The organism is Shewanella maritima (assembly GCF_004295345.1).
Lineage (GTDB): Bacteria > Pseudomonadota > Gammaproteobacteria > Enterobacterales > Shewanellaceae > Shewanella > Shewanella maritima.
Genome location: NZ_CP036200.1, coordinates 2,715,367 through 2,735,926, shown reverse-complemented (window position 1 = coordinate 2,735,926; position 20,560 = coordinate 2,715,367). Strand labels below are relative to the sequence as shown.

Sequence of the window (20,560 nt, the reverse complement as noted above, 5' to 3'; positions counted from 1 at the left end):
TTTTTATCAATTGCTAAAAAAACACGAGTTGCAGACAAAGTAATATAAATTTAATAGGTTATATCAATAAACTGCGAGCTACACACTTCTTTGTGCACCTGAACTTCAGGTATATTTATCCCAAAACTCAGGTGTTTTACTCAAAACTAAATTAAAATTAGCCCTCAAATACCTTGGAAGGAGAAGCTGTGGACTATAGTGCTCATTATGGTGTCATTATTCACCGTGACTTTGTTCCACTACATGTCGACGACAACTTTGCGCAGACCTTTGGTTTTGATAGTGCTAACGACGTGCTGGCGTTAAGCTCAGTACTTGATTTAATTGCCCCTGATTCCCGCGATATTGCTGCTCATACTTACTATGCCTTGATGAGTGGTATAGAGAAACCTCAAGTTCGCAGCTATATCAATCACCGCCTCGATGGCACGCCGATGCAAGTGCTGGCGGTAGAGCACATTGTTGAGTGGCAAGGACGCAGCGCACTGCAAATCACCATAGTCGACCTGTCTGACGTCATGCTTACTCGTGACCGACTTGCCGCCAGCGAAAAGCGCTATCGTGAGTTGGTCGATGGCTCAGTGCAAGGCGTGTTGGTACACCAGCACTTCAAGCCACTCTTTTGTAATCAAGCCTACGCAAATATTTTAGGTTTTGACTACCCTGAGCAAGTATTGGCATTGGAGTCGATTATTTCGGTTATTCACCCAGACTTTCAAAAACAGCGCATCACAGTTACCGAAGTGCTGGATGACCATGAAGGCAATAAGTTAGCTGCCTCACCCAAAACGGAAATCAAATGCATTAAACCTAATGGCGAAGAAGTATGGGTTGAACTCATTGAGCGTAATATTGAGTGGGAAGGGCAAAGTGCATCTCAGGTGACCTTAACCGACACCACTGAGCAGTATCTATTAAAGCAACAGCTGCAACACCAAGCAGAAATTGATGAGCTAACGCAAATTCTTAACCGCCGCGCTTTTAGCCAAAAAGCAGAGCAGATTTTCGCAAATGGTGGCGATCCACTCAGCCACTTCTGCGTGCTCTTTGATATTGATGACTTTAAACACATCAATGACTGTTTTGGCCATCAAATTGGTGATGAGGCAATTTGCTATTTAGTGAACCTATTTGCCGCCAATTTACCCCACGATGCATTATTTGGCCGCTGGGGCGGCGAAGAGTTTGTTATCTTGTTGTCGTGCTACGACATCAACAACGCCTACAACAAGTGCGAAGCATTGCGTCATCAACTGGAAAACCATCTGTTTTCAACTGAGCAGCACGACATAAAACTGAGTGTCAGTCTTGGGTTATCACCCATGATATTTAAGCAAGATAGCATTAGTTTGAGCGCCACGATTAACGCTGCAGACAAGGCCTTGTATCAAGCTAAAACTCAGGGGAAAAACCAGACGGTGATAGCTAATAAATAGTTACAAGCAAATAGCCGCGAATAGACCGCTACGAGTAGATGGTAGCCATTAAATAGCTAGCCGTTCATGAACATTTATTGCACGTTTTTATGAGGTATAAATGAACTTTGAGGAAGCAAGCCTCTTTAGAAGGGATGCTAAAGTGGAGCCATCATGGATGATTTTACGGCGTCTTGCACCATCAAAGTTCGTTTGTCCTTAGCTAGCCGCCTTGCATCACGTCGGGTCTTGATGGACTATCACCTCAGCATCGTCAAACAAGGCTGCCACGCTCGATTCCACCTCATCTGCAATTTTATGAGCTGCACGTAAACTAAGCTCACCATCTATCTCTAAATGCATTTGCACAAAGGTGGTTTTTCCCGCCTCCCTTGTGCGTAGGTCATGCACACCGCTCACTTGCTTATGAGCCTTAACTGTATCTATGATTTGCTGACGCGTTGCTTCATCTAGCTCGCGGTCTAACAAGGTTTGAATCGAGCGAAAACCTAAATCAATAGCTTGCTGACCAATAAACAAGGCTATTGCGATGGCAAACAAGCCATCAGCCCACCACCAGCCATATTGCGCCAGTACCAAAGCCAGCAATACTGCGCCATTGAGCAATAAGTCAGACTTATAATGCAAAGAGTCCGCCTCAACCACAGTGCTGTTGGTTTTCTCCAGCGCCCTTTTTTGAAGCATCACCAACGCTAGCGTGAGCACAATGGCAATAACCGACACAATAATGCCCAAAGTTGCCTGATTGACTGGCACAGGGTTAATCAACCTATCACCACCATAGAACAACAATAGAAATGCCGAGCCGAGAATAAATGCCGATTGAGCTAATGCAGCTAGCGGTTCTGCCTTACCATGACCAAAACGATGATCGGCATCAGCGGGTAAAATGGCATAACGGATGGCGATAAAATTCACCACTGATGCCAATGTATCGGCAACCGAGTCGGTCAAAGACGCCAACATACTCGCCGAGCCTGAATGCAGCCAGGCAATCAACTTAATGGTAATTAGGGTAATGGCTGTTGCCACTGCAGCGCGGCTAGCAAGTTTGACCCAAAAGTCATATTCAGAATCAGGTTGTGCAGACATCAGCGTTATCCAACAAAGATTTAAGTGCGGAGTTAATAAAAGCTTAACGGTGGCAGGCAAGTTAAGCCAGTAGCTTTACTTAGATATAACCTGAGCTCGAGATAATAAATCGGTTTCTAACGGCTATTTTTGCCTACTTCTGCGTTGAAGCTACTTGCAATAGACTAGCTATTTACGCGCAGCTTCGCCTTGAACTAAACAAAACTATCTCGCTAGAAACATAGTGCTAAGTATAACCCAGGGCCAAAGAGCCATTGGCACTTCCTTATCCCGAGTTCAGGTTAAATACCAGTTTGAATCGATTGCAATAATCGAAAAGTCGGGCGAGTCGTAAATAGCAAACGGCCACAAACTGATGTTTGTGGCCGTTTAGCGCCGCTAGATGAGATGAGTACCTAGCGACTTTACCAACGTCTGGGGAGAATCATTGGTAAATTTGGGGATGCGATTAAACTAAATGTTAATTCGCTAGCGCCTTATGCGATTCGCTTAACTGTACTAACTTAGCTGTACTAGCTTAGCGGCGACGCTTTTTACCGCGCTCAAGCATTTCTTGAAACTTAGCTTGCTGATCTGAATCCAAGATTTGGTAAATCTCATTTTGCATACGCAGTTGATCAAGCATCTTTTGCTGATGATTAGCTTGGCCAGCTTCTACAATGGCTTGTGCTTGGCTTTCGTCAAATTGCGGTGCGGTAACCAGTGCAATGACTTCTTGCTTGCGTGCTTGCTTATCCGCTTTCTTAGCTTCACGCTCGGCATCTGTCATTTCTGGCTTGTATTTCTGCACTATGGTTTTAACCTGAGTTTTTTGCTCTTCGGTCAAATCTAGCTTTCGTAGCATTTTGTGCATGCCACCACGCTTGTGATGCTTACGCTTTTCCATTTTCATTTCTTGCGCAGTTTCAGTTTGGGTATTCTCTGCTGACACAGGAAGTACAAAACTGGTGCCCACAACTAAAGCAATGGCTGTAGCAATCGATAAAGGTGTTTTCATAACGGCTTCCTCTTTTGGTCAAAACTCTTTTTGGTCAAGAATGTATTTGGTTGAAGCATATTTGCTTAACTTGGTGACCATTGTAGAAGCTGCAATGTCAAACAGGGTGTGCAAATAGTAAAGCAACGTAAAGTAACCCAAGCAAGATTGTTACAATCATAAAACTGCGCGTGCTCACACTATCAATAAAAACCAACTAACTAGCTGAACTTTTTAACCTCTTACTCAGTCCACCAGTCGTATTCAGCATGAATTACCCACTTTCTAACGCTGCTGCTCGGTTTTATGCGAGCTAGTTAACGAATTGCTTAATTTCTAATTTATTGACCATTGCTTCGGCATAAAATAGTCACACATAGATATTTCTCGAGGTTCATAATGAACAGACTGCTTGTCAGTATTTTGATTTTTGTTTCAGCGCTTAGCTTCGCACTTACTGGTGAAGTGAAAGCCCAAGATGTAAACAATGACTTTTGGGTTGAGCAACAAGCCAATGGCGAACCCAAGGTAAAACTGCACTTCTTTTGGTCGCAAACTTGCCCTCACTGTAAAGAAGCGCATCCGTTTATTGATGCGCTAGCAGAGCGAATCGACTGGATTGAACTCCACGACTACTTAATTAGCGCTGACGGCACTGTTGATAAACTGATGGAAGTGGGCAAAATGACAGGTGTTGAGCCACGCTCAGTACCTTATTTTGCCATTTGTGGTGAAGCCGTTGTCGGCTATAACAACCATGATGTCACAGGCCGTTACATCATGGAGCGCTTAGAAGCTTGTTACCAAAAAGCTGGCGGTACACCCAATATTACCACTCAGCTAGATGACTACTTCGCCGAGGCATCAACCGAAGAAGAACCACTATTTGGTACCTGTTCTGACACATCGGCAGATCCTGAAGCCGCTGGTACTTGCGGTATGGGCGTATCACCTGCGCCATCAGTGCAGCCAGTAGACATTCCACTGATCGGTGCTGTACAGCCAGACAAGATGTCACTACCACTACTTACTGTGGTCCTAGCAGGTGTGGATGCATTCAACCCATGTGCATTCTTCGTATTGCTATTCTTGCTTAGCATCATGGTTAACGCAGGTAGTCGCAAACGCATGTTACTGGTTGGCGGTATTTTCGTATTCTTCTCAGGCTTTATTTACTTCATCTTTATGAGCGCCTGGTTGAATCTATTCCAACTACTTGGTGGCGGTGACGGTGGCATCATTATTACCTGTGCCGGTATTCTCGCCTTGATTGCTGCTGTGGTGAACATGAAAGATTACTTCTTTGGCCGAGGTGACGTTAGCTTGTCGATGTCGGTAGAAAACCGTGGCAGCTTAATCAAACGTATGGGCAAGCTGTCAAAAGCCAGCTCACTGCCTACTATGATTGTTGGCTCAACTGTACTGGCGATTTTGGCTAACGCTTACGAACTACTTTGTACAGCCGGCTTCCCGATGATCTACACCTCGGTATTGTCGATGTCTGGCCTGGACACTGCTGAGCGCTACATGTACCTGGTGGCTTACAACGTGGTTTACGTTATTCCACTCGCTGCCATCGTGATTGCCTTCTCGGCTACTTTAGGTAAGCGCAAGCTAACTGAAAAAGAAGGTGAAGTACTTAAGCTCATGTCAGGCATCATGATGTTTGGTTTAGGTAGCATGCTGGTACTTGACCCTAACTCAATGCAAAACCCGGTTATTTCAATTGGCTTAATCCTAATGTCGATTGTCCTAACCTTTGTCGTCAACAAGGCTAAACGCTACATCCTTCGCGATAAGAAATAATCGCCGCTTATACCAATTGGGATAAGTTAGTGATCAGAGATTACGCAGGAAAAATCGATTAGAACAAGGCATAAATTGCAGCAAGCTAGTTGTTCTAGCTTCAAAATTTATAACGAAGTTATAAGTGATTTTAACCAGTAAGAATGATCACATACTTGTGCTAATTGGTATTTATGTAAAGCAGTGCAATGTTGATTCCTTCTGGGTCAGCATTGCGCTACAGTTTCAATACCAATCAGGATAAATAAGCGTACATACTTGTGTTGATTGGTATCGACGCCCCTAATCAATGGGTATCTTGCATTATTAATACCTGCGTTGAGGATCCTAATGAACCGCATTTTGCTTGTTGACGATGACCTAGGTTTATCTGAATTACTGACACAACTCCTCGAACTTGAAGGCTTTGAGCTTAACCAGGCTTATGACGGCCAGCAAGGTTTAGATATGGCGCGCCAATCTCAGTACGATTTGATCTTACTTGATGTAATGTTGCCTAAACTCAACGGATTTGAAGTATTAAAGGAACTGCGTAAAGACACCAGCACCCCAGTGCTAATGCTTACCGCACGTGGCGATGAAATTGACCGAGTGGTCGGTTTAGAAATTGGCGCAGACGACTACCTACCAAAACCGTTCAACGACCGCGAACTCATTGCGCGTATCAAGGCGATTTTGCGCCGCTCGCAAGGCAGTAATGACAATCACACCCAGCAAGATAACATCAGCTTTGGCGACCTAGTGCTGGATAAAAATCGTCAAGAAGTGTTCTGCAACGAAATACCTATCAATCTAACTGGCACAGAGTTTTCTTTGCTTTATCAGCTAGTCAGCAATGCCGGCGAGCTAATGACCAAAGAGATTTTATCTGAGCTGGTGTTAGGCAAAAAGTTGATGCCGTTTGACCGCAGTATCGACATGCACTTATCCAATGTACGTAAGAAAATTCCTGAGCGCAGCGACGGGCGCCCTCGCGTAAAAACATTGCGCGGCAAAGGTTATATCTGGATAACCTAAGCCATGAAAAGCCCTGTCAGCCGCTTATTCGTCAAGTTACTCCTTGGTTTTTGGTTATGCAGCTCATTACTGATCGGCATGTTTGCCTTGCTACCATTGATTCAGGAGCGTCACGACCGCAAACCACTGCCACCAAGACTAGAGTTTGTGCTTGATCGCTTTGCCGAGCGTATGCAAGACATGCCGCCGGGACTTGATCAAGAAGATATTAAAAAGCTGACCAAATGGCGCTCTAACGAGCATGGGCCGATCCGCTTTTATCTTACCAATGAACAAGGCCATGTACTTAACTCACGCCGCCCAAGTCGGGCGCTACGTAAGTTTATTCTAATGGCAGAAGAAGCTGGCCAGCCCATAAGCCATCAGTTTCGCGACCAACTTATGTTTGGCCCCCACAAGTTTGTTGCCAACGGCGAGAACTATTTAGTTTATGGCCGCTTTCCTGAACATCACCCTAAGCCCTGGTTTTTCTTCTTTAGCGACAACAAGCTGCTGACAGCCATCATGGCTATCGGTCTATCAGGTTTAATCTGTGGCCTGCTCGCCTGGTATTTAGGTAAGCCGCTTCGTAGCCTCAAACACAGTGCTAACGCCTTGGCTGCTGGAGATCTAACCAGCCGTGTAGATAAAGCTACTACTAAGCGGGTTGATGAAATGGGCGAGCTCGCGATTGCATTTAACGGCATGGCAGACTCAATTGAGACTATGGTAAAGAGTCAGCAGCGGCTAATGGGCGACATATCTCATGAGCTGCGCACACCACTTACACGCTTGCAACTGTCACTGGCACTAGCGCGCAAGAAACACCAACATATTGATGAATTTGACCGCATTAGCTATGAAGCAGAGCAGCTTGATGACCTAATTGGCGAGCTACTAAGCCTATCGCGTATTCGCCTTAATGCTTCTGCACCAGTAATGGACATAGAACTCAGCGAATCTCTCAGTCAGGTGCTTGACGATGCTGAGTTTGAAGCAGAGCAACAGCAAAAAACGCTGAATATTCATATTCCTGACTCGCTACGCTTTAACCATCAACCTAAAGCCCTAGCAAGAGCAATAGAGAACTTACTGCGCAACGCAATTCGCTATGCCAACAGCCAAGTCACCATTACAGCCCATGAGCTTGAAAATGATATAAAGATAATCGTGAGTGATGACGGCCCTGGCATTGATGAGCAAGAGCTAGAAGCGATATTTGCACCCTTTTACCGCCCAGACTCTGCGCGCGATAGAGAATCTGGCGGTTGGGGACTCGGCCTTGCGATCACTCAGGCTGCGGTGCAAGCCCATAAGGGCGAAATTACAGCAACCAATGCCACGCCCCATGGCTTATGTGTCACCATTAGCTTGCCACGCTAAATGACCTGACACTTAGGCTAACATTACATAGGCACTACAAAAAATATCCGTACAACGTGTATCCATTCAAGAAATGAGTGTTATGATTATGTTAATTTTCATAATTTTACTGACTCATGGCACGTTTACTTGTAATCATCTCAATACTAATATTGGCGGCAAAGGCTAATGCTAACTCTCAGCAGTTAGACATTATCGCCATCAACTATCCGCCCTATATTGACGAGAAGCTGCCTAATTACGGTGAGTCTTATCAGTTGATCGAACGCGCATTTAGCGGCACACAAATCAATATCAATGCCAACTTCTTGTCTGCCGCGCGGGCATTAAAAGAGGTAAATACACAAAATTGGTGCGCCAGTTTTCATCCCCCTATTCCTGCTACGCCAGATCACACATTGGTGATCACCAAACAAGAGCTTGTTAAACTGAGACTTCACCGTCTATTGGAAGCTAACGAGTTTGTTGGAGATGAATTAGACGGCAAGGTCGTCGCACAATTGAGAATGATAGCCCCAAAAGGCGTCACCAAAAGCTTTGTTGAGCAAGGGGCAGAGCTGTTTTTAGTTGAGTCATTACCTCAGGCCGTATCTTTACTACTTAAAAGCCGCGTTGACTACATCTATGGTGACACAGCCGCAGTCGAATTTGCCGCCGACAATATGAACCTGTCTTCAGCGCTAATCCAACCATCAATGAAAACCTACCGTGAATTTCCCGTGGGTTTGTGGTTCAACAATCAATGCGACATCAGCAAAAACGCGATTAAAATCCTCGAAGCCCAAGGATTCCCATCTAAAACCTTCACTAAAGACACCGACAAGGTAAACCTCAAACCGGGTGCTCAAGCTAACGGACCTTTTAGCTTTTACTAGCGCTGCTGCCTTCTGGGCAGATACCATTTACCCCCTCAATTGGCTATAATCGCCGCTCTTTAAAGTCGTCAACGAGAGCGCCATGTTCCATATTGCTTTATTTGAACCTGAAATTGCCCCAAACACGGGTAATATTATTCGCCTATGCGCCAATAATGGCTCGCAGTTACACCTGATTGAGCCACTCGGTTTCGACCTTGAAGAAAAAAAGCTTCGCCGCGCTGGTTTGGATTATAAAGATCTCACCAATGTGACTCGCCACAAGAACTTTGAAGCCTTTGCCAAGGCCATGGCAGGTAAACGTATCATGGCTTGCACCACCAAAGGCAGCCGCCCGCACAGTGAGATTGAGTTTAAAAAAGATGACGTGCTGCTGTTTGGCCCTGAAACTCGTGGTCTGCCAATGGATGTGATCAACAACACGCCGTTAGAGCAGCGTTTACGTATTCCTATGTCTGGCACATCACGCAGCTTAAACTTGTCTAACTCGGTGGCAATTATTAGCTATGAGGCTTGGCGTCAAATGGGTTATGAAGGAGCACTGTAATGAAGAAAGATCGCAGCGCAAATGCTATTTCAGATGAGACGAAACAACAAGCGATGGCGGTTGCTAAAGCCAACCAAAAACCAGGGCAAACCAAAGAGCAAACTAAACTGATTGCCGCAGGTATCGAGAAAGGCATTGCTGAGTATAAAAAGCAGCAAAAAGCCAAGGCTAGAACACGCGATAAGCAGCGCAAAGCGCAGATTAAAGCTAAGCAAAATCAACAAGCCGCTGAGCTTGAACCTGTTGAGTTTGAACAACCAATCTATACCAGTCAGTTCACTCCGCTAGCTAAAGCCTTAGCGGTGTTATTAGTGGTGAGCTGGGGCGTGATTGCGGCTTTGTGAGCGAGTTAGCGCTTGTGATGTCGGCTCGATGACAAGTGTTCTGCAAGTCAAAAAAGCTAGTTAGAACAGCTCAATGTCATCTTGCTCTTCCTTAGCAGAGTGCAGCGCTCTGTATTGCTCAAGCGCCTCATGCAATGGTACGCCTTTAAGCACACAATCAAACATATGCTTTTCACATTCAAGCGAATAAGTCTGCTTAATCTCTTGGTTCACTTGTTGCCAGGCTAGATGACTGCCACGTTTAGTATCATCAGCTAAGATCTCTTCGGTTAAACCCAGCCCAGTAGTCACATGCTGCAAACGCTGAGAAAGACGATCATAAAACTGGAAAGCTATCACTCCTTCATTGACCTTATCAGCGAGCTGTTGGCCATGAAGCAGTATCTCCGCGGGAGTATCTTGCTTGGTCTTAAGGTAATCATTGACCTGTTGTTGATGGGTCGCCATATCGGTGAACAACTGCCCCAACCCAGACATATTTTGCTCGCCATCGGTGAGACTTAACTCAATTTGCGCCATCGATAACAGCAAGAGTTTAATAGTTTCGTGCACATGGGTAAGCTGCTGCTGAGCAGATTGATTCGGGGCGCTAACTGACTTAAAAGCAGAGTGAGCATTGATTGGGTGAACTTTTGAATCTGACATACTTCATATCCAATGAGCCCATATCTTCCCTGTTCGAGCCTGTTATTGTTTTAACTAAAAATATACACCTAATTGCTGACGCCCGCAGAGTAAATTTAATACTTTTTAGTGCTTTTAGCCCAATTAGACACAATAAAAAACCGCCTAGGGTTCCTAGACGGCTTTATACAGACGGCTTGGCTAAGCCAAACTTATTAGATCACTTAGCACCAAAGCCTGGATCGGTAATCGCCACTTCAGTGACTTCGCCGTACTCTTTAGCGATATCGCGAATTTTCTCGGCGTTGCCAATCAGCACATATTGCAGCTTATCTTGTGGGAAATACTGCTTAACTAATCTTTGTGCTTCTTCAAGGGTTAAGCCATCAACACGCTTCTGGAAATCGTTGATATATTCATCACCAAAGCCATACAGGTATTGATCTGACATCAAAGCAGCAAGCTGACCATTGGTTTCAAACTTAGGTGGGAACTGGCCTTTCACGTACGCTTTTGCAGAATCTAACGTCGCTTGGTCAATCCCTTTCTCCCATAGGCGAGCGTAGGTTTTCAACGCTAAATCGATGGCTTCTTTGGTTGTAGCAGACTTAGTAAAGGTGCTAATTCTAAATACACCTGCATCTTTATAAGTAACAAATGCTGAGCGCGCACCATAAGTTAGACCGGCATTAACCCTTAGCTCATCGTTAAGCCATGAGGTAAAACGGCCACCCAAAATGGTGTTTACTACGGTTAATCCAACCAAATCGGCATTGTCTTTACGCACGCCCATACCACCGATTAAGAAGGTGGTTTCAATTGCATCTGGTTTATCAACCAGCATCACTCGGCTCTTATTCAGCTCAGGTAAATGTTTAGCCAGCTCAGGCTCAGCAATTGCAGCACCATTTTGCCAATCTTCAAAGCTCGCTTTTAACTGCTGTTTCATACTCGCTAAATCAAAGTCACCCACGACACTAATTTCAGTGTTACTTGGTTGATAATAGCTTTGGTGAAACTTGCGTAGCTGCTCAACGGTTAAACCCTCGATGCTTCCAGCGTACCCCGATGGAGCATTCGCGTATGGGTGGTTACCAAAAACCAGCTGGTTGTAGTAGCGACCAATTACTCTGCGCGGACTCTCTTTCTCTTGCGCTAGCCCAACCACGGTACGCTGTTTTAGCTTGGCAAATTCAGCATCATCAAAGTCGGGATTACGCAGCACATCGTTAAAGATTGGCAGCACCTTATTTAGGTCTTTTGCCATGAAGTTACTGCTAACATAGCTGCCATCCATCGCGCCTGATGTCGCGATTTTTGCGCCAATAAAATCAAGCTCTTGCTCAATTTGCGACTTAGACTTACCACCAGCACCTAGCATTAGAGCATTGGCGGTGAGATTCGCAATACCTGGCACAGCGTCGTTTACTGCACCCACTTTAACCACGGCGTTAAAGGTAATTAGCGGCACCTCTTTTTTAACCATTAGCTTAAGGGTTAAGCCGTTTTCTAAGGTCACGGTTTCATAGGCTGGCATTGCAAATGAATTGCTCACCACAGCCGCAGAGGCACTGCTGGTATCGGTTGTGCTATTACAACCACTTACACCTAGCGCGCAGGCTAAAACTAAGCTTGATAGAGTTAGTGTTTGCTTGATCTTCATTGGTCAGCCTCCTCTGTTGCGGCTAACACACCGACCGAGCGATTCGCTCTAACTAAATAGGTTTGCGCTACGCGCTGAATGTCTTCCACGGTTACCTTGCTGTATGACTCTGGCGCATTGAATAGCTGCTCAAAGCTGCCGAAGAATAACTCGTACGTACCTAAGGTATTGGCTTTACCGTTAATGGTTTCCATCGTGCGGTAGAAGTTGATTAACTTAGCGTTTTTCACCTTCTCTAGCTCTTGCTCAGTGACACCTTCACGGGCAACCTTGTTGATTTGCGCAATCGTTTCCAGTTCGAGCTCTTTTGCCGTGACACCCTGGTTAGCAACAGTCATGATGTAGAACAGGTTTGGGTCGAACGACATTGGCATGTAAGTATCAGCAGCAACAGCAATTTGCTTGTCTACCAATGCTTGGTATAAACGCGAGCTATTGCCCTGACTAAGAATTGCCGTTAATAAATCAAGCGCGTAGTAGTCGGCGTGGCTGGTTGCAGGCACGTGGTAAGCCAGCATCACATTTGGTGTACTGACTGACTCTTTACGCAAGAATACTCGACGCTCACCTTTTTGCAGCGGCTCAACGGTGCGCACCTCTTGCGGCGGCTCTTGTGCAGGAATTGGCGCAAAGTACTGGTTAGCTAGACGCTTAACTTCAGCAAGCTTTACATCACCAGCGATCACCACCACAGCATTGTTCGGTGCGTAGTAAGTTTTGTGATACTGCTTAAGATCTTCAAGGCTCCAGGCAGCGATGTCAGACTCATGACCAATCACCGACCAGCGGTATGGATGCGCCTGAAAAGCAACGCCTTTCACAGCTTCATTGATTGCGCGCCAGTTTGAGTTTTCTAAACCTGTTAAACGCTCAGACTGAACTACACCACGCTCTGACTCAACCATCTTTGGGTCAATATCAAGGTGTTGAATGCGGTCCGCTTCAAGATCAAAAATAGTTTCTAGAGCGTTAGCTGGGAACCAGTCGGTATAAACGGTGAGGTTTTCTGTGGTGTACGCATTGTTAGCACCACCAGCGGCTTCCATAGTGCGGTCAAACATCTTAGGGCCGTACTTTTTCGAGCCATTGAACATCATGTGTTCAAAGAAGTGTGAAATACCGGTAATGCCAGGTACTTCATTGCGCGAGCCGACTTTCCAAAATAAGTACATATTAGCATTAGGGATTGAGCTATCCTCTAACACCATGATTTTCATCCCATTATCTAGGGTGAAACTGTCAACATCGGCAGCAGTTGTCGCCTGCGCACTTGCTGTAAATAGCCCAAGTGACAGGGTTAACGCCGTAAGTATGCGTTTCATTAATTTCTCCTTTCCAGCTCCATGATTGGAGCTATTCCATCGGTATGTGATGCTGTTCTAACACGGTAGTGAGCTATCATCGAGCCTAGAGACTGCTAAAACTCACAAAAGGCAATCACCTGCAGCATAAATTACCCTTTTAGACTCAGTTTGTTAACCGCAATCAGGCGAGAGGAGGGATTGATTTGTATCTGAATATGTAAACAAATTTGCAGACTTAACGGGACAATAGTCCTAGGCTCTTAGTGTTAACCCAAGTAAGGAGCAGGCTTTTTTTTGGATTTAGTCAAGAATTAGTCAGGATTTAATCAAGGCTTAGTGAAGAACACTACGTCTTTGCCGATCACTTCTAGTTGCCAGCCAAGCTCACGGGCTAGCCACTCAAAGGTGGCTTCAGAGTAGAAATTGATATGTGTTGGGTCATTCTTGTAGTGCCAGTTAACAAACTCAGCTTGTCCTAACACGCGCTTAGTCATAATGGCTAAGGTGCCACCAGCTTTGAGCATTGCACTTAGTTGCGTAATCAGCGCCTTGGCATCATGCACATGCTCTATCACCTCGGTCATGCTAATAAAATCAAATTGTAGCGCAAGCAGGCTTGGGTCATTGTGGTAATAAAGGTCATAGTTCATCACCTTCACACCTTGCTTTGCCGCCATTTGACTTAATACCGCGCCTTCACCACAGCCAAAATCTAGGCCGATAATATCGCTAGCATCCCCATGGCTTTCATTAGCCAAAACTTTATCGAGTAGCGGCGTTAAGGTGCGAGATAAAAAACGCTGGTAACCCTCGTCAGCAACATCATTGTCATGTAAGTCATAAAAGGCTTTTTCATCCGCTTCGCACAGGTGATATTCAGCGGGTACAGTCACCAACTTACATTGCTGACACTGCAGATAATGACGTTTTTTATCTTGATGGAATGCTTGCAAATCAGCGCTAAGACAAAGAGGACATTGAGACATAAAGCGGTATTACTTATTTATTGAGTTTAAGGCGTTATAGCTAACAACACTAGGAGCTGCAGCACCAAAGCTAACTAATCTTTGGTTTCTGGCGACATTTTCTTGATAATTTTACGTTCTTTCTTGGCAGCTTGCTGCGCTTCCTGTAGGTACTTTTGCTCACGGGATTTACGTTCATTGAACTGCGCCTGAGCCTTATCACGCTGCTCTTGTTCCCACTCACCATTTTGTTGATGTGACAACACATCAAGCTCGCGTTTAGCCGTTTCAGCCGCCGCTTTACGCGCCTTTTCAAGCTGCTCATTTTCCGTCTTATGGTAAGTTTTTTGATCTTCGCTGAGTTTGTCAGATAAGGTCATTTTCAGCTTAGGCTTGTCGCTAGCACTAGCTGCAGTGCTTATGAGCAACGAGCTTATGAAAATCGGACTAATGAACAGCAAGCCAGTTAATAAAACTGAGCCAGTATTTTTGATTGTCATATCTGTCCTACTCCTTGTTAACTTACAGCCTTATTGCCAACGGCTCGCAATTATAAACTACTTAGTCTGATAACGCTGTTGCACGTCCTTTGGCATAGCTTGCAGCCTATGTTGCACCATTGCCTCTAAGGCTGCAAATAATGGCTGAGTATCCAGCTGTCTATCTAACTCGTTTAGCATAATCGCTGTGGCTTCCAAGGTTGATAAACTATCTTCGCGCTTAGCTTTACGAATGGTGTACTTTGATGCGTTAGCAACATCTAAATGCAGCGCAGACAGTTCAAGTAACCAAGGATTAAGCTGCAACATACGATAAGCTTTTTTCCAGGTGCCATCGAGCAACAATAATATACAATCCTTAGGTGCATTCGCCTCTGCAGCGCTTTGGCTATTATCGTTGGGGTACAGCAAGTAAATCGGCTTGCTTTGCTCGCTCAAATACGCCCTAAGCTCAACAAAGTCTTGTTGATTCTCGCCCACTTCTACTCGCAGCTTTGGCATCACCAACTGCATCAAGCGCACACTGTTCTTCGCATGCTTGGTTTCAGATGGATGCTGCATCACAATCACTTCGGTTTGCGCTGTCATCTTTTTAATAGCAGCACAAATACAAGCTGATTGCGGGTAAAGACAGTTAGGGCAAATAGCGCGTTTGGTCACAAGGTCAACCTAATTAAAGATTGTAGTAAACTAGGTAGGTATGAGTGTAACCGATCTAGGGCTACTGATCTCAACAAGCCAGATTAAATCGTTTTCAAAAATCTGGCTTGTAAATTGTGATGCATAACGTAACCAGCTACGGATGCTGTTCTTGGTGCAGGTGACTCAATTTAGGCATCGCCATCATAAGCAAATACAGTAGTGAGCTGCCGCCCATAATCACCACTACAGCCCAAGGTGCAGTCAAACTCGTTTGTTGAATTAGTCCGGTTAATACCGATGCGCCTGCCATTTGAATAAAGCCAAGCATGGCTGCAGCGGTACCAGCACGCTCACCAAACCCAGCTAGCGCCATAGTAGTTGCAGGGCCGAGCACTGCAGCAAAACCAATACACAAGAGTACCATGGGCATCATAAAACTAAGTGCAGCCGCCATGCCTGTTTGCGGCCCCATAGTTGCAGGGCAATTTCAATCACAGCTGCGCTCAGCATTAGCGCAAACGCGACAATCACACCAGGTCGATTACCAATACGCTTGATAAGCACTGGCGCAGCAAAACAAGCAACAATATTGATTGCAGCATTAACGCCAAATAAGCCACTAAACGTCAGCTCAGATACACCTAGATGACCAATCAACCAAATCGATGAGTAAGACACGTAACATAGGATTGATGCCATCGACACCATGCAGGCACCGGCATAAAACAAGAAGTGCGAATCGCTAAGCACAGGTTTATAACGCGCCCAACGAAATAACTTGCCACTGCTGTCAGTGTTTTGCGGGCGAGTTTCAGGAAATGCAAACGCAACCACTAGCAGCACAATCACGGCGTAGGCAGCCATAAAAATAAAGGTTGATCGCCAGCCAAATTGCATGGCAAGTAAGCCACCCAAAGTTGGCGCTAGCGCTGGCACTACACAAATAGCACCATTCAAATAGCTATACATGGTCACGCTTTGCTGCTTGTCATAACAATCGCGCACAGCACTGAACACAACAATCGAGGTTGAACAGGCACCCACACCTTGCAAAATACGCGCTAGCTGCAGCAGCTCAAACTGCTCGGTCATCGCGCCAAACAAGCTGCTAAAGCCATAAAGCAAGATACCAAATAGCGCGATTGGTCTACGACCGAATCTATCCGCTAACGGTCCAATTAATATCTGCCCCACCCCCATAGCCAGCATAAATAGCACCAGGGTTGATTGCACGTCGTGGTGCTCAACACCATAGTCCGTTGCCATTGTTGGCATAGACGGCAAATAGATATCAATGGCTAATGGGCTTAATAGCACCATCATCATTAGGGTTGGGAACAGATTTCGCTTCATATTCGGCTCAAATGAAAAGGTTTAAACAAAAATAACGCTATTATTTTAGTTGAGCATTGATATGAACAGAAATGGTATATAATCCTAAGTAAATTTCCATATAGGAATATCTGGTGCATATCGATAAGCTTGCTCGTATTGATCTCAATTTATTGGTTATCTTACAAGTACTACTTGAAGAACAAAGTGTGACCCGCGCCGCAAGTCGCTTAAATGTTAGTCAGTCGGCTGTGAGTAAAAGCTTAAACCGTTTACGTGATACATTAGACGACCCGTTATTTCAGCGCACCGCTCACGGCCTGAAGCCTACAGCACATGCGGAGATACTAAGTCAGCAGCTACCCAATTTATTGCAAAGTCTGTATCAGCTCACTCAACCTCCAGCATTCTTACCATCTGACAGCCAAAGGCGTTTCTCGTTTGCCATGGTTGAGAGTGCTTATGAAACCTTGTTCCCGTTGTTCATTGGCCCGTTACTCAAGCAAGCACCACAGCTGAAACTCGACTCATACGTGTGGAATCAAAACTCGCTGCAGGACTTGCAACTCGGGCAAATTGACTTTGGTATAACCGGGCGCGACATTCACCCGCAAGCCGATAAGCAGTTCGACCAACTCCCAGAAGGCATAGAGCAGCAAAGTCTATTTCAAGACCGCCAAGTGTGCTTAGTACGAGATGACCACCCAATACTGGAGAAAGTGCAAAACCAACAATGGCAAATTGCCGATTACCTTGATTTATACCATGTACAAGTGCGCTGTGAGGGTAAAGACTGGTGGGCGATGGACTACTATCTTGCCGAGCAAAACCTAACTCGCAAGATCTCCGTCACCTTACCTGACTTTTATGGCGCGGCCAGCTTGTGTGCCCATACAGATTTGATTTTCACCCTACCATCTAGCTTTGCCAAACATGCAATGAAGTTATATCCGCTGAGCTTGATCGAGCTACCGTTTGAGTTTATTCCAATGGAATATGTATTACTGTGGCACGAGCGCAACAACGCCGAACCTGGGCACAAATGGATCCGCGATATTATCTCTAATCGGATTGATGAAAACCTATAGATTGACCCCTTCCCAATAAAAAATGCCCTGTAATTACTTATTACAGGGCATTAATAAATTTAAAACGGCTCGGCTAGCTACTAGCGCGTATTACCCTTAGTAAACATGGCAATTACAATGCCCGCTAAAAATAGACTCGCAATAAAGGTGACAATGGCGGGCGCCATACCAAGCGCTTGCACATTAATGGCCAAAGCCGCCACCACTAAGCCACCCGCAATGCCCCAGTTTAACGCTGCAGGCAATGTGGACTTTCTCAGTACCCAAAAACTTGCCAGAATGAGCATAAAACCCAAGTACATCATGCGCTTTTCTCCTCTAACACTTCTGTATTCATCGCCATCGACTGGGTTTTCACCTTGCCTGCAACATAAAAGCTAAGTAAGCCTAAAATTAAAAAGCTCACATCAATTGCCGCAACCAAGCTGTATTTGGCGCTAAATAGATATCCTAAGTAGCCATCCACCGTAAATAGCTTTAACGGCATAATGACAGTTAGCAGCAATGCGACTAACAAGGTATTGGCTTTGAGCAAACGACGATACTCGATAGGTAGAATGCACAGCACTAACCACGCGACCCAACTACCAAAGAAGATAGGCGCAAACCAACTGTTTTGCGCAACACCAACAACTGTCGCATTTAATATTACCTGTGCTGGGAACATTGCAGCACAAGCCAGCACAATACCGCCGCATGAGCCGATAACAAAGCGGTTCCAACGCTGATAAGCAATTGGCGATAAGTCACTGTTATTGCCGCGGCTGCGCTTGGCTAGCCACATCATTACACCAGACAAGGGTATTAACGCGGTTGATAAACCCAAAAAGCCCCAAAGGAACTTCACGAATACGCCTGAGAAGTTACCGAAGTGCAACGGGAACAGCCACTCAATCACTGTAATAGCCCAACCATTGATATCACCAAGACTAGACATAGACTTAGCAAACTCACCGTTGCCCTTGTATTCAAGCAGCTCAGATGCAAAGTTCTCCCCACCCATCATGCGGGCATACACCACTGAGTTTTTGTCATTAAGCGCCATCAGAGTTAAGTCCATCAACACTGCTTTTTGGTCAATTTGCTCAATGCTCGACATAATCGAGGCGATTTCTGTCGGTTGATACTCCTGACTAATAACGGGCTCAGGCATGGCGGTAAAGGTTTCGACTAGCTTGTCTTGGTCACCATTAAAGCTCACGTAGGCTGCTGCAGGTAGTAAAATAACCGTCGCTAAGCCTAGGAAAGCACCTGTAAAACCAATAACTAAGTGAAATACACTACCCCACAGACCAAACAACTTATGCGCGTCGCTGGTTAGCACGCTAAAGCTCTTTTCACGTCTAAAGGTGAACAGCTGCTTGAACATTTCCCTATGGATATAGAGACCTGTGATCACCGATACCATCAGGGTTAATCCCATGAAGCCTGTTAAAATGAGGCCAATTGGTCGGCCTAAATGTAAATCGGCATGGAAGTGACCAATAAAAGAGCCTGAATTATATTTACGCCCCATGTAGTAATCGCCAGTGGCACCATAAAACTCACGTTTAAGCTCTAAAGTATTACTGTCTATTTCATAGGCATATACCGCCGCATGCTCGTGATTTTCATCACCGTGGTGCGACTCAAATAGCAAGGTCAAATCTGTGTAGTTGTAGCCGGTCGGCATGTAAATATGGATATTTTCGGTAAACTCGGCTGGCACCTTCTCGCTATAGTGATTCACCAGCTTTTGCACCTGCTCACCTGACACGGCTTGAGGAACATCATCGGTTACCGTATTTGACCAAATCACTAACTCAGGACGAGCAAATACCGCTACGGCACCAGTAAAAGCGACAATAAACAGTAATACACCGGTTACCACACCCACCCAACTATGTAGCTGAAATAGCTTCTTAATCGTTAAGCTCTTCATGCACTCGCTCCTTGAGTCAACGCATAGTAACTCAAACCTGCATGACTAAAGGTTAGCGCCAGCATCACAACTAAAGGATGCCAGGCTTTTTCAGCCATATAGGTGTAGATAAATAGCCCGCTCCAGATAAATGGGAACAGTAAAATAGGAATAAGGATTTGCTCTTCAAACGAAAATGGAAGATACACTGTCATGCCCGGGATCATCACAGTTGCCGTGATTAGCGCCAATATGATCGCCATTAAATTACGCCGCTTTACAGCGTCAAAGGTGGATTTCTTGCTCATGCTGTTGCCCCGCCCAGAATGTTAGCAAAATATTAACACGATCAACAATAATGAGAATAGGTGTTATTTTTATTTACATTAAATTATTGCAGTTGAATCAGAATATGGATGCAAGCCATGCTCATCAATTGCACCGTTCAAACAACTGACACTCAAACACAGCAAACAAAGGGGCTATTACAAAAAGAAGCCCACTAGCAGCAATGCCGCTCCCGCCGCTATGCTGATTAGCGAAGGCACTTTAAGCTGTGGCAATTGCAAAGTGATCACCACACCGCTCACTATGCTAAACGCTAGGCTCAAGCCAAACAGCACCGAGAAAATTTTGAAGTAAGTGCCTGCAAACCCCTTATGCACAATCAGCAATGACTCAAGAAGATCATGCTCTTTAATATGCAAATCAGCGACTTTGTCATCATCAGTCGCCGACAGCGCTACTTCGCGCTCGTAGTTGTACCAATAGTGCACACCTTCATACCAATAGTATTCGCTAGGTCGCTCAACATATTTGTCCCCCACTAAGTAGGCGGTCACTATCGCTTCAGCTTGCTTTTCATCTTTAGTCCAGCCTTGTGGCATCTCAATAAAATACTCAGATTCCGATGTGACACTCCCTTTAATATCAAAGAAGTACAACATTCCCGTGGTGATATAAACTAGGGTGATAGGTAAGAAAAAACATGCAAAGTAAGCATGTAGTTTCATCCATAACATTCTTGTTTTTGCTTTCATGGCGTTCCCAAACAACAAAAAGCGGCCACAACAACTGTGACCGCTTA

At 45.2% G+C, this 20,560-nt stretch carries 20 protein-coding genes and 1 pseudogene; 8 read left to right on the top strand and 13 right to left on the bottom strand.

The window, feature by feature from the left end; all coding sequences use genetic code 11:
* Window positions 1-188 precede the first annotated feature (188 nt).
* A complete protein-coding gene (locus EXU30_RS11755; protein ID WP_165399009.1) occupies window positions 189-1,436 on the top strand; it encodes a sensor domain-containing diguanylate cyclase in 1,248 nt (415 codons plus the stop codon).
* 216 nt (window positions 1,437-1,652) lie between these two features.
* Here EXU30_RS11755 and fieF read toward each other — a convergent pair whose 3' ends face one another.
* Together fieF and EXU30_RS11745 are read right to left on the bottom strand one after the other, a co-directional pair.
* The gene (fieF, locus tag EXU30_RS11750; RefSeq protein ID WP_130600270.1) at window positions 1,653-2,528 is read right to left on the bottom strand and encodes a cation efflux pump FieF; all 876 of its coding nucleotides are present in this window, start codon (window positions 2,526-2,528) and stop codon (window positions 1,653-1,655) included.
* Window positions 2,529-3,045: 517 nt separating this feature from the next.
* The gene (locus tag EXU30_RS11745) at window positions 3,046-3,525 is read right to left on the bottom strand and encodes a Spy/CpxP family protein refolding chaperone (RefSeq protein ID WP_130600268.1); all 480 of its coding nucleotides are present in this window, start codon (window positions 3,523-3,525) and stop codon (window positions 3,046-3,048) included.
* A 378-nt stretch (window positions 3,526-3,903) separates the two neighbouring features.
* On the opposite strand from EXU30_RS11745, the gene EXU30_RS11740 reads away from it, so the two are divergent.
* From EXU30_RS11740 to EXU30_RS11715, 6 genes are all read left to right on the top strand, one after another.
* Entirely contained in the window at window positions 3,904-5,310 is a 1,407-nt protein-coding gene (locus EXU30_RS11740; RefSeq protein WP_130600266.1) for a cytochrome C biosynthesis protein, read from the top strand.
* A gap of 330 nt (window positions 5,311-5,640) precedes the next feature.
* Window positions 5,641-6,327 carry a response regulator gene (locus EXU30_RS11735; RefSeq protein WP_130600264.1) on the top strand — a complete coding sequence of 229 codons (687 nt, stop codon included), beginning with the start codon at window positions 5,641-5,643 and terminating at the stop codon, window positions 6,325-6,327.
* 3 nt (window positions 6,328-6,330) lie between these two features.
* Window positions 6,331-7,689: an ATP-binding protein gene (locus EXU30_RS11730; protein ID WP_130600262.1), complete on the top strand. Its 1,359-nt coding sequence runs from the start codon at window positions 6,331-6,333 to the stop codon at window positions 7,687-7,689.
* Window positions 7,690-7,805: 116 nt separating this feature from the next.
* On the top strand, window positions 7,806-8,564 hold the full coding sequence (locus EXU30_RS11725; protein WP_130600260.1) for a hypothetical protein: 759 nt from the start codon (window positions 7,806-7,808) through the stop codon (window positions 8,562-8,564).
* Window positions 8,565-8,646: 82 nt separating this feature from the next.
* Entirely contained in the window at window positions 8,647-9,111 is a 465-nt protein-coding gene (gene trmL / locus EXU30_RS11720; protein ID WP_130600258.1) for a tRNA (uridine(34)/cytosine(34)/5-carboxymethylaminomethyluridine(34)-2'-O)-methyltransferase TrmL, read from the top strand.
* Window positions 9,111-9,455, top strand: coding sequence for a DUF2956 domain-containing protein (locus tag EXU30_RS11715; RefSeq protein WP_130600256.1), 345 nt, complete (start codon window positions 9,111-9,113; stop codon window positions 9,453-9,455). The genes trmL and EXU30_RS11715 overlap by 1 nt, the downstream gene beginning before the upstream one ends.
* Window positions 9,456-9,515: 60 nt before the next feature.
* Here EXU30_RS11715 and EXU30_RS11710 read toward each other — a convergent pair whose 3' ends face one another.
* The 7 genes and pseudogenes from EXU30_RS11710 to EXU30_RS11680 form a co-directional block, all read right to left on the bottom strand.
* The gene (locus tag EXU30_RS11710) at window positions 9,516-10,100 is read right to left on the bottom strand and encodes a hypothetical protein (RefSeq protein WP_207234065.1); all 585 of its coding nucleotides are present in this window, start codon (window positions 10,098-10,100) and stop codon (window positions 9,516-9,518) included.
* 199 nt (window positions 10,101-10,299) lie between these two features.
* Window positions 10,300-11,742, bottom strand: a complete 1,443-nt coding sequence (locus tag EXU30_RS11705; protein ID WP_130600254.1) for a M16 family metallopeptidase — start codon at window positions 11,740-11,742, stop codon at window positions 10,300-10,302.
* Window positions 11,739-13,064 carry a M16 family metallopeptidase gene (locus EXU30_RS11700; protein ID WP_130600252.1) on the bottom strand — a complete coding sequence of 442 codons (1,326 nt, stop codon included), beginning with the start codon at window positions 13,062-13,064 and terminating at the stop codon, window positions 11,739-11,741. Before EXU30_RS11700 ends, EXU30_RS11705 begins: the two co-directional genes overlap by 4 nt.
* A 308-nt stretch (window positions 13,065-13,372) precedes the next feature.
* Entirely contained in the window at window positions 13,373-14,032 is a 660-nt protein-coding gene (locus EXU30_RS11695) for a class I SAM-dependent methyltransferase (RefSeq protein WP_130600250.1), read from the bottom strand.
* 74 nt (window positions 14,033-14,106) lie between these two features.
* Window positions 14,107-14,511 carry a hypothetical protein gene (locus tag EXU30_RS11690; protein WP_242620198.1) on the bottom strand — a complete coding sequence of 135 codons (405 nt, stop codon included), beginning with the start codon at window positions 14,509-14,511 and terminating at the stop codon, window positions 14,107-14,109.
* 57 nt (window positions 14,512-14,568) lie between these two features.
* The gene (locus tag EXU30_RS11685; RefSeq protein ID WP_130600248.1) at window positions 14,569-15,171 is read right to left on the bottom strand and encodes a tRNA-uridine aminocarboxypropyltransferase; all 603 of its coding nucleotides are present in this window, start codon (window positions 15,169-15,171) and stop codon (window positions 14,569-14,571) included.
* Window positions 15,172-15,307: 136 nt separating this feature from the next.
* Window positions 15,308-16,506: pseudogene (locus tag EXU30_RS11680) on the bottom strand (multidrug effflux MFS transporter).
* A gap of 113 nt (window positions 16,507-16,619) precedes the next feature.
* On the opposite strand from EXU30_RS11680, the gene EXU30_RS11675 reads away from it, so the two are divergent.
* Window positions 16,620-17,573, top strand: a complete 954-nt coding sequence (locus EXU30_RS11675) for a LysR substrate-binding domain-containing protein (RefSeq protein ID WP_130600246.1) — start codon at window positions 16,620-16,622, stop codon at window positions 17,571-17,573.
* Between the two features lie 80 nt (window positions 17,574-17,653).
* On the opposite strand, the gene EXU30_RS11670 is transcribed toward EXU30_RS11675, so the two are convergent.
* From EXU30_RS11670 to EXU30_RS11655, 4 genes are all read right to left on the bottom strand, one after another.
* Window positions 17,654-17,878: a hypothetical protein gene (locus EXU30_RS11670; RefSeq protein WP_130600244.1), complete on the bottom strand. Its 225-nt coding sequence runs from the start codon at window positions 17,876-17,878 to the stop codon at window positions 17,654-17,656.
* On the bottom strand, window positions 17,875-19,494 hold the full coding sequence (locus EXU30_RS11665) for a PepSY-associated TM helix domain-containing protein (RefSeq protein WP_130600242.1): 1,620 nt from the start codon (window positions 19,492-19,494) through the stop codon (window positions 17,875-17,877). The genes EXU30_RS11670 and EXU30_RS11665 overlap by 4 nt, the downstream gene beginning before the upstream one ends.
* Window positions 19,491-19,781, bottom strand: coding sequence for a hypothetical protein (locus tag EXU30_RS11660; protein ID WP_130600240.1), 291 nt, complete (start codon window positions 19,779-19,781; stop codon window positions 19,491-19,493). The genes EXU30_RS11665 and EXU30_RS11660 overlap by 4 nt, the downstream gene beginning before the upstream one ends.
* A gap of 177 nt (window positions 19,782-19,958) precedes the next feature.
* A complete protein-coding gene (locus EXU30_RS11655) occupies window positions 19,959-20,513 on the bottom strand; it encodes a PepSY domain-containing protein (RefSeq protein WP_130600238.1) in 555 nt (184 codons plus the stop codon).
* Window positions 20,514-20,560: the final 47 nt, after the last annotated feature.